This window comes from Streptomyces sp. NPDC002793 (genome assembly GCF_040295485.1).
Lineage (GTDB): Bacteria > Actinomycetota > Actinomycetes > Streptomycetales > Streptomycetaceae > Streptomyces.
In genome coordinates, this window is sequence record NZ_JBEOVL010000021.1 from 26,938 (window position 1) to 40,882 (window position 13,945).

Consider the following 13,945-nt stretch of genomic DNA (forward strand, 5'->3'; position numbering starts at 1 on the left):
GTACTGGTTCCGGCAGAGCTGCGTGTGAGGTTGGCCGCGCCGTTTCGGCACTTCAACGCATGAATTCTGCAAGGAAGAGGGTGGACGGATGATGGCCGTCACGAAGCGGATCGCACTGGGGGCCGTGGCCACGACTCTGGTCGCCGGCCTGGCTGCCTGCTCGGGAACCCCCGGCCCTGCGCCCGGGGGGAAGAAGTCGGCCCCCGCCACGGGAGAGAACTCACCGGCGGCTGCGCCGAAGGGGGCGGTCCAGCTCATCGGGGACGGTTCCACCGCGTTCACAGGAGCCCAGCCGGAACTCCCTGCGGTCAAGCGACTCAAGCCCGGACAGAAGCCCCCGCAGTTCGTGGTGTTCTCGTGGGACGGCGCGGGCGAGGACAGCCAGAAGCTGTTCTCGCACTTCCGTGCGGTCGCGAAGAAGTACGACGCCAGGATGACGTACTTCCTCAGCGGCGTGTACCTCCTGCCCGAGGCGAAGAAGGAGCTCTACGCCCCCCCTCAGCATTCGGCGGGCCGCTCCGACATCGGGTTCAACGACGCCGAGGGAATTCGCCGGACACTGACGGAACTACGTGCCGCGTGGCTGGAGGGCAACGAGATCGGCACCCACTTCAACGGACACTTCTGTGGGCCGGACGGGGGAGTCGGGACCTGGTCGGTCGAGGAGTGGAAGAGCGAGATCGGTCAGGCGAAGGCGTTCGTGAAGAACTGGAAGACCAACGCCCCGGCCCTCAAAGGTGAAGCGCCCCTCCCCTTCGACTACGACAAGGAGCTGATCGGCGCTCGGACCCCATGCCTGGAGGGTCAGAAGAACATGGTCGCAGCCGCGCGGACCATGGGATTCCGCTATGACTCCAGCGGGGTCGGCAATCAGGTCTGGCCCGCGAAGAAGGACGGGATCTGGGATCTTCCCCTGCAACTGGTCCCCGTGCCGGGCCGCGCGTTCGAGACGCTCTCGATGGATTACAACTTCATGTTCAACCAGTCCGGTACGACGACACAGGGTGACCCGGACAAGCACGAGTACTGGGGCAACCAGATGCGGGACGGTCTGCTCCAGGCGTTCGACCGCGCCTACAACGGGAACCGTGCTCCGCTGATCATCGGGAACCACTTCGAGTCCTGGAACGGTGGTACCTACATGCGCGCGGTCGAGGAGACGATCAAGACGGTCTGCACCCAGCAGGATGTGCAGTGCGTTTCCTTCCGGCAGCTCGCCGACTGGCTGGACGTTCAGGACCCGGCAACACTCGCCAAGCTCGGGACCCTGAAGGTGGGGCAGAAGCCCCGACCCGGCTGGGCCGCCTTCCTCGCGGGGAAGGTCCCGGGCAAGCCTGCCGGCAGTCCCGTGCCTGCCAGACCGGCGGATCAGCCGGCAGGCAAGGGAGCCGACGGGAGCAGGAGCTAGGAGTCGGTCCAGGCGCCGCTCCGTCCGGTTCAGGCAGGCTGGGTGGCGTCGGTCTCCGCGCGGTGCTCATGCAGGATGAAGGCGGGGTCCACCTGGGCAGCCAGGTCGGCCCCCGTCTTCTCGTTGCCCCAGCTCTCCGCGTTCTTCAGGTGGAAGTGCACCATCTGCCGCGTGTAGCGCTCCCAGTCACGTAGCTCGTACGAATCCTCCGCGGCGTTCTGCAGCGCCTGCAGTGCCATCCGGTTGTCCGCCTCGAGCAGCTCGAACGCGGCCGGCCGGCCCTTCTCCATGGTCCGGACCCAGTCGGACAGACCTACGCCGACCAGCAGGTCGTCGCCGACCTCGGCACGCAGGAAGTCGAGGTCGTCCTCGCCCCGCACCTTGTTGCCCACCACCTTCAGGGCGATGCCGAAATCTCCGGCGTACTCCTTGTACTGGCGGTAGACCGAAACACCCTTCCGGGTCGGCTCGGCCACCAGGAAGGTCATGTCGAACCGCGTGAACATTCCCGACGCGAACGAATCCGACCCCGCCGTCATGTCGACCACCACGTACTCGTCCGGACCGTCGACCAGGTGGTTCAGGCAGAGCTCGACCGCGCCGACCTTGGAGTGGTAGCAGGCGACGCCGAGGTCGGACTCGGTGAACGGACCCGTGGCCATCAGCCGGATCTCACCGTCGTCGAGACGGACCGTGCGAGCACAGGCGTCGTACACCGGATTGTCCTCGCGGACGCGCAGAAGCCGGGACCCCTCCCCGGGGGGCGTCGTTTTGATCATGGTTGCGGTGGAGGTGATGCGGGGGTTGCTCCCGCGGAGGTAGTTCTTGATGAGAGGCAGTTGGGCGCCCATGGCGGGCAGGGCGGCGGCCTCGTCCTCGTCCAGGCCGAGGGCGGTCCCGAGGTGTTGGTTGATGTCGGCGTCCACCGCGACGACATGGGCTTCATTGGCAGCGAGATGGCGGATGAAGAGCGAAGACAGCGTGGTCTTGCCGCTGCCGCCCTTCCCTACGAAAGCGATCTTCATGTTCACCTAGGGTAGCGGTGTCGTCGCCCACTGCTGTCGAGCTTCGTGAAGAAGACCACTCCCGGCCTGTATTCGCATCGGGGGCGCGTAGCCTCGCTACTTATGAGTACGACTTCCTCGGACCCGCTTGCCGCCCTAGGGGAACTGCCAGGGGTCGCCGACGCGGTGGACTCCGTGCGCAAAGCGGTGGACCGGGTCTACGGGCACCGGGTGATGCGGCGCCGCAGTAACGAGGTCACCGCGGAAGCGGCCCTGCGCGGAGCTCGCGGTTCCGCGGCGCTCTCGGGTGCCGACTGGAATCTCGAAGAGGTTCGCCGACGCACGGACTTCAGTGCTGAGAGCGAGGCCCGCGTCATCGGTGCGGCCTTGAGGCTGACGGCGGAGGCGGGCCAGTTGCTCTCCATCTGGAGGCAGTCACCGCTCCGTGTTCTGGCACGGCTGCATCTGGTGGCGGCGGGCGGCGCTGCTCACGAGGACGCGGTCGGCAGGCCCAGGCTGGCGGGCGAGCCGGTCGACGAGCCGTTGATCGATGCGCCGGTCCCGGGCGCCGATGAGGTGGCGGGGAGGCTCGAAGGGCTCTCGCGACTGATCATTGCCGGAGGTTCGGCACCCGCGCTGGTCACGGCCTCGGTGGTGCACGGTGAGTTGCTTGCGTTGCGCCCCTTCGGTACGCACAACGGCCTGGTCGCCCGAACCGCGGAGCGGATCGTGCTGATCGGCAGCGGGCTCGACCCCAAGTCGATCTGTCCTGCCGAAGTCGGCCATGCGGAGCAGGGGCGCGCGGCCTATGTGGCGGCCTTCGAGGGGTACCTGTCGGGAAGGCCCGAAGGTATGGCTGCCTGGATCGCCCACTGCGGGCGCTCGGTGGGACTCGGTGTCAGGGAATCCACGGCTGTGTGCGAGGCGCTGCAGCGCGGGGCCGCCTAGCTGTGTCGGCTTGTCGGGGCCGGAGGTCGATGACGCGGCCGGCCGGTTGTCGCGGAGATGCGCCGTGCTCGTCGGGCGACCACCAAGACAGGGGTGCGGCGGCATCGATTCCGATACCGCCGCTGACACGTCCGCCCAGTTACCAAGCGTCCTCGATATGTGCCCATCAGGTCGGGTTCTTTGCCCGTTGCCTGGTGCGGCTGGCCCGTAATCGACGGGTCGACGTCGCGTGGGTGCTCGGCTTTCGTGCTTCGGTCCGTGGGGCCTTCTGTGCGTGAAAAGGTCATCCTCTCGGATGTCCCTGGTCTCGCGGGCCGTTGAGTCCTTTGTACTCCTGGACGCGGGGGAGTGGAAGGCCTGACCGCACTTCTTTACTTTTCTTTTCAAATATGGTCGGGTCGGACATTTCGGTGGGCATGCCACCGGAGGGTCGGTGCCGCACGCGCGGCGTCATGTCTGCCGACGGTCGCCGATCGGGTGCTGTCAGGCGGAGGGTGAGGGTGAGGCGGCGCGGCGGCGGTTGACGTACCAGACCAGCCCAGCTGTTACGGCGGCTGCGCCCAGCGCGGCTGCGGCCACGAGTGCCGGTCGTGGCGGAAGTGAGAACGCGGGGAGACGCTGCTTGAGCCGGACGGGGCGATCGAAGACGAGAATCGGCCATTCCCGGAGGATGGCCTCGCGCCGCAGTGCCCGGTCAGGGTTGACGGCGTGCGGGTAGCCGACGGACTCCAGCATCGGCACGTCGGTCGCGGAGTCGCTGTACGCGTAACAGCGTGAGAGGTCGTAGCCCTCCGACTCGGCGAGGGCTTTGATTGCCTCGGCTTTGGTCGGCCCGTAGGCGTAGTACTCGATCTCGCCGGTGAAGCAGCCGTCATCCCCCACGACCATACGAGTCGCTACGACCCGGTCGGCACCGAGCAGCTCCCCGATCGGTTCGACGACTTCAGCGCCTGAGGTCGAGACGATGACCACGTCGCGTCCGGCGGTGTGGTGCTCCTCGATGAGAGTGGCGGCCTCGTCGTAGATGATCGGGTCGATGAGATCGTGCAGGGTTTCGGCCACGAGGTCCTTGACCTGCTGGACGTTCCACCCCTTGCAGAGGGCCGAGAGGTATTCCCGCATCCGCTCCATCTGGTCGTGATCGGCGCCCCCGGCAAGGAACACGAACTGTGTGTACGCGGTGCGCAGTACCGCTCGGCGGTTGATCAGCCCGCCCTGGTAGAAGGACTTGCTGAAGGTCAGTGTCGATGACTTCGCAATGACCGTCTTGTCCAGGTCAAAGAAGGCTGCTGTGCGCGGTGAGAAGCAGTTTTCCACAAACGTGAGCATAGGGGCCCGCCATTCGGCGTAAAATCCGGCGGGTGGGTTTGCCTGAGAAGGTGCTCGGGTACACCATGGAAGTCACGGATCGTTCGCGACCGTGCTAACCCGGTCCGGCTCCTCCCCCCCCTGAGTCGGCCCTGGGGACGACCCCCGCTCTCCCCCCCGGCGGGGGTCGTCGCATGTCCGGACACATTTGAAGTCGGTGATTCGCGGGCTTCGCCCCCTTCTGCTGCCGCCGTTCCCCCTCCTCGCGGGGCTTCACTCGATCATGCATCGTCACTGTGTGTAGGGGAAGGGCTGCGCTCCGAAAGTCCCCTGTACGAGCTACCGGGATATTCACAGCGTTGGGGTTGTCCACAGTTTTTGAGCAAGATCCACATCTTTTTCCGGGTCGTTGCATGTTGATTCCGCCCGCGAAGTCCGCGGGTTCCGGAATCGCGCATCTCTGAAGTGTGGGGAGACCGTCGCGAAACCGTACGAAGGGACGACGAGGGGGCGAAGATCGTGGCTGGATCTTTCGTGGACGGGGGTCCGTCCGGTACCGACCGGCGGCGCGGCGGACCTCTGATCGTGACCGAGGACGCGGGTCTGCTGGACGATCTGCTCCGGCTCTGCGCGGCGGCGGGGGTGGTGCCCGAGGTCCGTCACGGACCTCCGGGAGAGAGGAGCGCGTGGGAGCGGGCTCCGATGGTTCTGGTGGGCGACGACGCGGCGCGTGGGTGCCGAGGAGTGACCCGCAGACCAGGTGTCATGCTCGTCGGACGGGACCAGGACGACCCCGACGTATGGCGTCGCGCGGTCGAGATCGGGGCCGAATACGTGCTGAGACTCCCCGATTCCGAAGGCTGGCTGGTCGACCAGATCGCCAATGCTGTGGAGGGTGTGGGCCGATCCGCGCTGACCGTGGGAGTGATGGGGGGACGCGGCGGCTCCGGCGCATCCACGCTGGCCTGCGCGCTTGCTGTGACAGCGGCGAGGTCGGGCCGCCGGACCATGCTCATCGACGGCGATCCTCTGGGCGGCGGGATCGACGTGCTGCTCGGTGGTGAGGAATGCGAGGGCTTGCGGTGGCCGGATTTCGCCCGTTCGAAGGGGAGGTTGGGCGGAGGTGCGCTGGAGGAGTCCCTGCCCGCGTTGCACGGCCTTCGTGTGCTCAGCTGGAGTCGCGACGATGCGGTGATCGTTCCGCCGCAGGCCATGCGGTCGGTGCTCGCAGCGGCGCGCCGGCTCGGTGGAGTGGTTGTCGTTGATCTGCCGCGGCGGGTCGACGAAGGCGTGGCCGAGGCGCTGGCGCAGCTGGATGTCGGGCTGTTGGTCGTGCCCGGGGAGCTGCGAGCGGTCGCGGCAGCGCAGCGAGTGGCGTCCGTGGCCGGCATGGTCCTGGAGGACCTTCGGGTCGTTGCCCGGGGCCCTTACACGGCAGGTCTCGACGAACAGTGGGTGGCGCAGGCGCTGGGCTTGCCGCTCGTCGGTGATCTGCCCGCGGAGCCCGGGCTGGCTTCGGCCCAGGACTGCGGGGTGCCTCCGGGCGGGAACAGCCGCGGCGCCCTGGCCCGCTTCTGCACGGCCTTCTGGGATCTGGCTGATGTGCCGAGCCGCGTCGAGGGCGTGCCGGGGCGGTCCCACGAGGGAGAGGCGTCATGACCGAGACCCTGCTCGACGCCGTACGCCAGCGACTCGCCCGCAGCGGTGCGGCGCCCACTCCAGCAGGGGTGGCCGCCGCCCTGAGGGAGCAGGGCCGTTTGCTCGGTGACGCGGAAGTGCTCGGTGCGGCCGAGGAGCTGAGGGGCGAACTCGTCGGTACAGGAGTCCTGGAGAGGCTGCTGGCCGACCCGGCGGTGACCGATGTGCTGGTGTCCGCTCCCGACAGGGTGTGGGTGGACCGAGGCGGTGGTCTCGAGCTGACCGGGGTCGTCTTCCCGGATGCGGCGGCCGTCCGGCGGCTGGCTCAGAGGCTCGCAGCAGTGGCGGGGCGACGGCTGGACGACGCCCGGCCGTGGGTGGACGCCCGGCTGCCGGACGGCACGCGCATGCATGCGGTGCTGCCGCCGGTGTCGGTCGGATCGACCTGCCTCTCGCTGCGGGTGGTGCGGCCGAGGGCCTTCGCACTCGCGGAGCTCGTGGCGGCGGGGACGGTGCCGCCCGGAGGCGACCGGCTGTTGAGAGCGTTGGTGGAGGCCAGGGTCTCGTATCTGATCAGCGGGGGAACGGGTGCGGGGAAGACGACTCTCCTGTCGAGTCTGCTGGGAGCGGTCGGTGAGGGGGAGCGCATCGTGCTGGCCGAGGACTCGGCTGAACTACGCCCTGATCACCCGCATGTGGTGCGTCTGGAATCACGCCCGGCCAATCAGGAAGGCGCGGGACGGGTGACTCTTCGGGACCTGGTACGCCAGGCGTTGCGTATGCGCCCTGACCGGCTGGTGGTGGGAGAGGTCCGCGGCGCCGAGGTGACAGAACTCCTGGCGGCTCTCAACACCGGCCACGAAGGCGGGTGCGGCACTGTGCACGCCAATGCGGCCGAGCATGTTCCGGCGCGTCTGGAGGCTCTCGGAACAGCCGCGGGTCTCGATCGGGCCGCTCTGCACAGCCAGTTGGCAGCCGCACTGTCCGTGGTCGTCCACCTCGTACGAGATCGAGGAGGACAGCGGCGTCTGGCCGAGGTGCATGTGCTCGAGCGGGATTCCGCAGGGCTGGTAGTGACTGTGCCCGCGCTGCGCTGGGGCGCCGCGGGGTTCGAGCCGCAGCGGGGCTGGGGGCGGCTCGAGGCGCTGATCGGGGAGGTGTCATGACGGCGCCCGGCTCTGACGCCCTGATGCATGTGCCCGCGTGGGTGATGGCGGGCTGCGCCGGCGTGGCAGGTGGTGTGGCCCTGGCGCGGGACCCGGGGGCACGTCGGGCCCGGTTGTCGCCGGCCCGACGGCGTGAGGTGAGGTGGGGGCCGGCCGCACGGGCCACGGCCCGCACGTTTCTCGAAGGGCGACGGGAATGGCTGTGTGCCCCTGTGGCGGCCCTTCTCGCCGTACTGGGGGAATCAGTACTTCCTCTGCTCGCGGGCGCCGTGGCGGTGCCTCTCGTGAGGCGCTGGCTGGGCCGGCGAGCTCGGCGGAGCGAGTGTGAGAAGGCAGCTCAAGCGGTGACGGGGCTGTGCGGGGCAGTGGTCGGCGAGCTACGGGCCGGGCGTGAACCCGGACAGGCTCTGCTCGCCGCCGCCCGGAACACCGGTGCCCTGGGTGCCGCGGAGTCCGCGGTCCTGGCCGCCGCGCGGTTCGGTGGCGATGTGCCGGGTGCGCTGCGGCAGGCTTCGGAAGGGCCCGGCCTCGACGGGCTCGCCGGTATGGCCGCGTGTTGGCGGGTCGCGGTGAACGGCGGTGCCGGTCTCGCGGCAGGACTGGCCCGTCTGGAGTGCGCGCTGCGGGGCGAGAGACGACGACGGGAGGAACTGCGGGCACAGCTGACGGGCGCGTGGTCGACCGTGGTGGTCCTGGCCTTGCTGCCGGTGGTGGGTCTTGCGCTGGGAGCGGCACTCGGGGCGGATCCGTTGCGAGTTCTGCTGCACAGTCCGGGCGGACTCGCCTGCCTGGTGACGGGCTGCCTGCTGGAGTCCGCGGGGCTGTTCTGGGCATCGCGGATCGTGCGTGCGGTGGAGGCGGCGTGAGCGGTGCGCTCGGTGCGGGAGGACCACTGTGGGCGGACTCGGCGGCGCTCGGTGCGCTCGGGGTGGCGCTGGGCACAGCCGCTTATCTCACCCTCGTGCTGTCCGGTCGGCGCGACGAGCGGGCCGTACGCAGACGGGGCCGGCTGCTGACCGGGTCCTGCGCGAGCCGGCCACAGCCGAAATGGATGGACGGGCGGGTGCCGGACAGCAGTCGTGCACGACGGTGGGCGATGTTTCTGGCCGTCTGGGCGGCCGGCTGGAGCCTTCTCGGTGGACCCGTCGGATGTGGGGTCGGTCTCGCGTCTGCCTACGGGCTGCGGCGGTGGCAGCTGCAGCACTCGGCGGGAGACCGTGGCGCCGTCGGCACGGAGGCCGAGGCTGCTCTGATCGCCCGACAGCTGCCCATGGCAGCCGACCTGCTGGCGTCCTGTCTCTCGGCTGGCGCCGGACCGCGTGACGCGGCCGAAGCGGTCGGGGAGTCCATCGGCGGCCCGGTCGGCGAGCGGCTGGCCCGTACCGCGGCCGAGATCTCGCTCGGTGGCGAACCGTCCCAGGCCTGGGGCCGGTTCGGGGAGATACCGGGAGCCGCGCCCCTGGCCCGCTGTCTGGAGCGGGCCGCGACGACGGGGGCACCTGCGGCGGAGCCGGTTTCCAGGCTGGCCGATGAGATGCGTGCCGAACGGACGAGCGCGGCGGTGGCACGTGCCCAGCGAGCGGGTGTGCTGATCACCGCACCGGTGGGGCTCTGTTTCCTGCCCGCCTTCCTGACGGTGGGTGTGGCACCGGTGGTGATCGGGCTGGCGGTCGGCCTGGTGTCCGTCGGCTGAGCGGGGAACCGCACTCTTCCGGATCACGGTTCCGAGAAACAGACCAGGACGAGGGGCCGGCGTGCTCCCGCCCGGAGTCCGGGCCGCGCCGTGTCCTGAGCACTGATCCGCGTCGTGGGTCGAAGCACTGAATCGAAATGCCGAACAGAACAACATGAGTTCGAACGTGGGGGTCGAGATGGGCAGGAAAGTCATGCAGCAGTTCCTGAGTGCGCTGCTTCGTGCGAGGGAGTGCAGGTTCGGCAGGGGCGCCCGGCGCCGCGCGTCGGACCGGGGGATCGCGTCGGACCGGGGGATGACGACGTCCGAGTACGCAGTCGGGACCATCGCCGCCTGCGCCTTCGCGGCGGTGCTCTACAAGGTGGTCACCAGCGGGGCTGTTCAGTCTGCGATGCAGTCGCTGATCAAGGGCGCCCTCGATGCGAGTTTCTGAGACGCCGCGGAGGGGCCGCGGCCGCGACCGGTGCGGAGGCCTCGGCGGCGACAGGGGAGCGGTGACGGCGGAGGCGGCCATGGTCATTCCCGTGCTGGTCGCTTTCGTCCTCGCCCTCGTCTGGGCGCTCGTGGCCGCGTCGGACCAGATCCGCTGCGTGGACGCGGCACGAGCCGGGGCGCGGGCCGCTGCCCGGTCCGAGCCGGAGGCGGCCGTACGGTCCGCGGCGCGGGAAGCGGCGCCGGGCAGAGCTCGGGTCGCCGTGGAGCGGGCCGGGGAATTGTGGCGGGTCCGGGTGGAGGCACCGACACCCGGACCCGGGTCGCTGGGCCTGACGCTGAGTGCCGAGGCGGTCGCGCTGGCCGAGGACACGGTGGGGACAGAGCTTTGAGGACGATGAGAGATGGCCCCAAGGCCGGGGACCGAGGGCTGGCCACCGTCTGGATGGCGTTCTCGGCGGCCACTCTCTGCGCGATGTTCGCGATGCTGCTCGCCCTCGGGCAGGCCGTCTCCGCCCGTCATCAGGCCGGCGGCGCGGCGGATCTGGCGGCGCTTGCCGCAGCCGACCGGGCGTTGCGGGGCGCTGAGGCGGCGTGCGATGCGGCACGTCGGGTCGCAGCGGCCCAAGGAGCGGAGGTCGTGCGTTGCGGGGTCCAGGGTGAGATCGCCGACGTGACAGCCCGCGCGCGTTTCGGCCCGTACGCGCCCGAGGTCAGGTCGCGAGCGGGGCCTCCGCAGGCCCCGCCGCGTCCGGCGGCGCGGTCCTGAGCAGCTCTGTCAGGAGGCGTACGGCGCCCCGCTTGTGCAGTGGTTCGTTGCCGTTGCCGCATTTGGGGGACTGGATGCAGGAGGGGCAGCCCGCCTCGCACTCGCAGGACGCGATGGCCTGTCGGGTCGCCGTGAGCCATGCGTGGGCCGTGTGGAAGGCGCGCTCCGCGAAGCCCGCGCCACCCGGGTGGCCGTCGTAGACGAACACCGTGGGAAGGAGCGTGTCGGGGTGCAGCGGTACGGAGACACCGCCGATGTCCCAGCGGTCGCAGGTGGCGAAGAGCGGAAGCATCCCGATGGAGGCGTGCTCGGCGGCGTGGAGGGCGCCTCCCAGGATCTCCGGGCTGATCCGGGCCCCGTCGAGCTGGTCCTCGGTGACCGTCCACCACACGGCGCGGGTGCGCAGGGTACGGGGCGGCAGGTCGAGCTTGGTCTCGCCCAGGACCTCTCCGGTGATCAGCCTCCGGCGCAGGAAGGAGACGACCTGGTTCGTGACCTCGACCGAGCCGAAGCAGAGTCGGCCGTCACCCCATGGAATCTCGGTGTCGGTCTCCAGTACGGAGATCGCGGTCGTGTCGCGGGCGTTGGTCGAGTAGGGCGGGACGGCTTCCTCCACCAAGGCCACCGAATCCTCCAGATCCAGTCTCCGGACGAGGTATGTGCGGCCCTGGTGAAGGTGTACCGCGCCCTCGTGCACGGCGGTGTGCGCTGCCGATTCGTCGACCGTTCCCAGAAGCCGGCCTGTGCCTTCCTCGACGATCTGGACCGGGCGGCCACCACCGCCGCGGATGTCCGTGAGATCGGCGGCCCGTTCGCGGCGGGTCCAGTGCCAGCCCGTGGCCCGCTTGCGCAGCAGCTTCGAGGCTTCGAGCTGTGGCAGCAGGTCGGGCACCGCAGGGCCGAAGAGGGCGATGTCGTCGTCCGTGAGGGGGAGTTCCGCTGCCGCCGCGCACAGGTGGGGAGCGAGGACGTATGGGTTGTCCGGGTCCAGGACGGTCGACTCCACGGGCTGCTGGAAGAGCGCCTCGGGGTGATGGACGAGGAATGTGTCCAGTGGGTCGTCCCTGGCCACGAGGATGGCGAGGGCGCCTTGCCCGGAGCGTCCCGCGCGGCCGGCCTGCTGCCAGAGAGAGGCACGGGTGCCCGGATAACCGGCGATGATGACGGCGTCGAGGCCCGAGACGTCGATGCCGAGCTCGAGCGCGGTCGTGGCGGCCAGTCCGAGCAGGTCTCCGGAGTGCAGCGCTCGTTCCAGGGCCCGCCGTTCCTCGGGCAGATAGCCGCCGCGGTAGGCGGCGACGCGCCCGGGCAGTGAGCGGTCCACCTCGGCCAGCCGTTCCTTGGCGATGAGGGAGATCAGTTCGGCCCCCCGCCGGGAGCGGACGAAGGCGACCGAGCGTACGCCCTGAATGGTCAGATCGGTCAGGAGGTCGGCGGTCTCGGCCGTCGCCGTACGGCGTACCGGAGCCCCTTTCTCGCCGTGCAGTTCCGTCAGTGGAGGTTCCCAGAGGGCGAAGACCATCTCACCTCGGGGCGAGGCGTCGTCGGCGACCTCTCTGACGGTCAGACCTGTGAGGCGGCCCGCCGCGACCGAGGGCTGTGCCGAAGTGGCGGAGGCGAGGAGGAAGACCGGAGCGGATCCGTAACGGGTGCAGAGCCGGCGCAGGCGGCGCAGCACCTGGGCCACATGGGAGCCGAAGACGCCCCGGTAGGTGTGGCACTCGTCGATGACGACGAAGCGAAGGGACCGGAGGAAGGAGGCCCAGCGGGGGTGGGACGGGAGGATACCCCGATGCAGCATGTCCGGATTCGTCAGGACGTAGTTGGCGTACTGGCGCACCCATTCGCGTTCCTCGACCGGCGTGTCACCGTCGTAGACCGCCGGCCGGATCGCGGAGCCGAGGGGTGCCGCGAGTTCCTTCACCGCGCGGCGTTGGTCGGCGGCCAGGGCCTTGGTGGGAGCCAGGTACAGGGCGGTGGTACCGCGGCCGTTCGGGGCGTGGGAGCCGTCGAGAAGGGTGCTCAGCACCGGAGCGAGGTAGGCGAGTGACTTGCCGGACGCCGTCCCCGTGGCGATCACGACGGACTCGCCGTCCAGGGCGTGCTCGGCGGCGGTGGCCTGATGGGTCCACGGATGGTCGATTCCGGCCCGGCCGATCGCCGAGATCACTTCTGGCCGGATGCGATCCGGCCAGATGGCATGGGTTCCCACGCGCGGGGGCAAGTGCTCCGTATGAGTGATGCGCGCTGCCCGGCCCGCCGCTGCGGCGAGCCGGTCGAGAACCACCGTGGGAGAGGGGCGCGAGCCCGCGTTCTCGGGTGGTCGACTGGGGCGGTGATTCTTGGCCATCGGCACCGAGTGTGTCACTGGCATGACGGACAATGGTCCCAAGGCGTCGTGCATGGCTGCTGGTAAGTGATTGAATGCCATCGCGGCTGGCGATCCGTCCCCTGGCCTCCGTCGGGGAGACCGAGGGGCGACCGCTCGATAGCAAGGTGCTGGAGGATCCGTGGACCTGTCCCTGTCGACTCGCAATGTGTCCGGCCCTGGTGGCGACCGTACGGTCGTCGAGGTCGGTGGCGAGATTGATGTGTATACCGCGCCCAAGCTGCGCGAGCAGTTGGTCGAGTTGGTGAATGACGGCAGCTACCACCTGGTTGTCGACATGGAAGGCGTCGACTTCCTCGACTCCACCGGCCTCGGCGTGCTCGTGGGCGGCTTGAAGCGTGTCCGGGCCCATGAGGGCTCGCTGCGCCTGGTGTGCAACCAGGAGCGCATTCTCAAGATCTTCCGGATCACAGGTCTGACCAAGGTGTTTCCCATTCACACCACGGTCGACGAGGCTGTCGCGGCCACCGACTGAGGCGTCGGTGCCTGCCGGCAGCTCCAAGGTCGGCAGGCACGCAGTGACAGACCGGCGGGCGGCAGCAGTCAGGCCGCCACGAGCAGGTGGTCGACCTCATGGTCGGCTGCCGGCTTCGTCGGTTCCCGGAGGGGAATGAGAACAGGGGTACCGGGCGTCACGCCCGGGCCCCTGAGACGCACGCCCATACGTTCGAGGGGGATGGCATGCCAACCGTTGAACTCCGCTTCAGCGCTCAGCCCGAACACGTCAGGACGGCCCGCTTGGTGGCAGCCGCCGTGGCGCGACGGGCCGGCGTCGACGAGGCGGTGCTCGACGAGGTCAGACTCGCAGTCGGTGAGGCGTGCAGCCGCGCGGTGGGGCTGCATCGGAACCATCACATCACCACCCCGGTCACAGTCATTCTGACCGAGGAGGAGAAGGCATTCTCCATCGAGGTGGGCGACGGGCTCACGGCTTCGGGACGTGAGGCCTCGGCGCAGGGGACACTCGGCGGCGGTCCGGACGACCCGGAGACCGATGCCGACGGCGAGGACGAGATGGGCCTCGCGGTCATCAGCGGCCTGGTCGACGACGTGGAGGTCCGCACGGGTGCGGACGGTGGAGTGATCCGCATGACCTGGCCGACGGCTCCGGTCGTCGTGCTTCCCTGACCCACCACCGACCCACCCCCCGCCGGACAGTCAGCCGGACGGCCGAACAGTTTGGCAGCCAG

At 69.5% G+C, this 13,945-nt stretch carries 14 protein-coding genes; 11 read left to right on the forward strand and 3 right to left on the reverse strand.

Annotation, left to right across the window (positions count from 1 at the left end; translation table 11 throughout):
• Nucleotides 1-88: 88 nt before the first annotated feature.
• Complete coding sequence (locus ABT001_RS21190) at nucleotides 89-1,408, forward strand: polysaccharide deacetylase family protein (protein ID WP_351279683.1); 1,320 nt, start codon at nucleotides 89-91, stop codon at nucleotides 1,406-1,408.
• A gap of 29 nt (nucleotides 1,409-1,437) precedes the next feature.
• Here ABT001_RS21190 and ABT001_RS21195 read toward each other — a convergent pair whose 3' ends face one another.
• Nucleotides 1,438-2,433 (reverse strand): ATP-binding protein, encoded by a 996-nt coding sequence (locus tag ABT001_RS21195; protein ID WP_351279686.1) that lies wholly within the window; start codon nucleotides 2,431-2,433, stop codon nucleotides 1,438-1,440.
• 102 nt (nucleotides 2,434-2,535) lie between these two features.
• Between ABT001_RS21195 and ABT001_RS21200 the strand changes: the two genes are divergently transcribed.
• Nucleotides 2,536-3,360, forward strand: a complete 825-nt coding sequence (locus ABT001_RS21200; protein WP_351279689.1) for a Fic family protein — start codon at nucleotides 2,536-2,538, stop codon at nucleotides 3,358-3,360.
• 483 nt (nucleotides 3,361-3,843) lie between these two features.
• Here the strand turns inward: ABT001_RS21200 and ABT001_RS21205 are convergent, their stop codons facing one another.
• On the reverse strand, nucleotides 3,844-4,689 hold the full coding sequence (locus ABT001_RS21205) for an HAD family hydrolase (RefSeq protein ID WP_351279691.1): 846 nt from the start codon (nucleotides 4,687-4,689) through the stop codon (nucleotides 3,844-3,846).
• A gap of 498 nt (nucleotides 4,690-5,187) precedes the next feature.
• Between ABT001_RS21205 and ssd the strand changes: the two genes are divergently transcribed.
• The 7 genes from ssd to ABT001_RS21240 all read left to right on the forward strand — a co-directional run bounded on the left by ssd (nucleotide 5,188) and on the right by ABT001_RS21240 (nucleotide 10,366).
• Nucleotides 5,188-6,327, forward strand: a complete 1,140-nt coding sequence (ssd, locus tag ABT001_RS21210; protein WP_502967495.1) for a septum site-determining protein Ssd — start codon at nucleotides 5,188-5,190, stop codon at nucleotides 6,325-6,327.
• Nucleotides 6,324-7,472, forward strand: coding sequence for a TadA family conjugal transfer-associated ATPase (locus ABT001_RS21215; protein WP_351279694.1), 1,149 nt, complete (start codon nucleotides 6,324-6,326; stop codon nucleotides 7,470-7,472). The genes ssd and ABT001_RS21215 overlap by 4 nt, the downstream gene beginning before the upstream one ends.
• Nucleotides 7,469-8,338 carry a type II secretion system F family protein gene (locus ABT001_RS21220; protein ID WP_351279697.1) on the forward strand — a complete coding sequence of 290 codons (870 nt, stop codon included), beginning with the start codon at nucleotides 7,469-7,471 and terminating at the stop codon, nucleotides 8,336-8,338. Before ABT001_RS21215 ends, ABT001_RS21220 begins: the two co-directional genes overlap by 4 nt.
• Nucleotides 8,335-9,165 (forward strand): type II secretion system F family protein, encoded by an 831-nt coding sequence (locus ABT001_RS21225; RefSeq protein WP_502967496.1) that lies wholly within the window; start codon nucleotides 8,335-8,337, stop codon nucleotides 9,163-9,165. The genes ABT001_RS21220 and ABT001_RS21225 overlap by 4 nt, the downstream gene beginning before the upstream one ends.
• 193 nt (nucleotides 9,166-9,358) lie before the next feature.
• Complete coding sequence (locus ABT001_RS21230; RefSeq protein ID WP_502967498.1) at nucleotides 9,359-9,598, forward strand: DUF4244 domain-containing protein; 240 nt, start codon at nucleotides 9,359-9,361, stop codon at nucleotides 9,596-9,598.
• On the forward strand, nucleotides 9,585-9,989 hold the full coding sequence (locus ABT001_RS21235) for a TadE family type IV pilus minor pilin (RefSeq protein ID WP_351279700.1): 405 nt from the start codon (nucleotides 9,585-9,587) through the stop codon (nucleotides 9,987-9,989). Before ABT001_RS21230 ends, ABT001_RS21235 begins: the two co-directional genes overlap by 14 nt.
• A 5-nt stretch (nucleotides 9,990-9,994) precedes the next feature.
• Nucleotides 9,995-10,366 carry an Rv3654c family TadE-like protein gene (locus tag ABT001_RS21240; RefSeq protein WP_351279702.1) on the forward strand — a complete coding sequence of 124 codons (372 nt, stop codon included), beginning with the start codon at nucleotides 9,995-9,997 and terminating at the stop codon, nucleotides 10,364-10,366.
• Here the strand turns inward: ABT001_RS21240 and ABT001_RS21245 are convergent.
• A complete protein-coding gene (locus ABT001_RS21245; RefSeq protein WP_351279705.1) occupies nucleotides 10,311-12,797 on the reverse strand; it encodes a DEAD/DEAH box helicase in 2,487 nt (828 codons plus the stop codon). The two genes, ABT001_RS21240 and ABT001_RS21245, sit on opposite strands and share 56 nt — an antisense overlap.
• A 79-nt stretch (nucleotides 12,798-12,876) precedes the next feature.
• Here ABT001_RS21245 and ABT001_RS21250 point away from each other — a divergent pair, with 79 nt between their 5' ends.
• Nucleotides 12,877-13,230: an STAS domain-containing protein gene (locus ABT001_RS21250; RefSeq protein ID WP_003967428.1), complete on the forward strand. Its 354-nt coding sequence runs from the start codon at nucleotides 12,877-12,879 to the stop codon at nucleotides 13,228-13,230.
• A gap of 206 nt (nucleotides 13,231-13,436) precedes the next feature.
• The gene (locus tag ABT001_RS21255) at nucleotides 13,437-13,883 is read left to right on the forward strand and encodes an ATP-binding protein (RefSeq protein WP_351279708.1); all 447 of its coding nucleotides are present in this window, start codon (nucleotides 13,437-13,439) and stop codon (nucleotides 13,881-13,883) included.
• Nucleotides 13,884-13,945 lie beyond the last annotated feature (62 nt).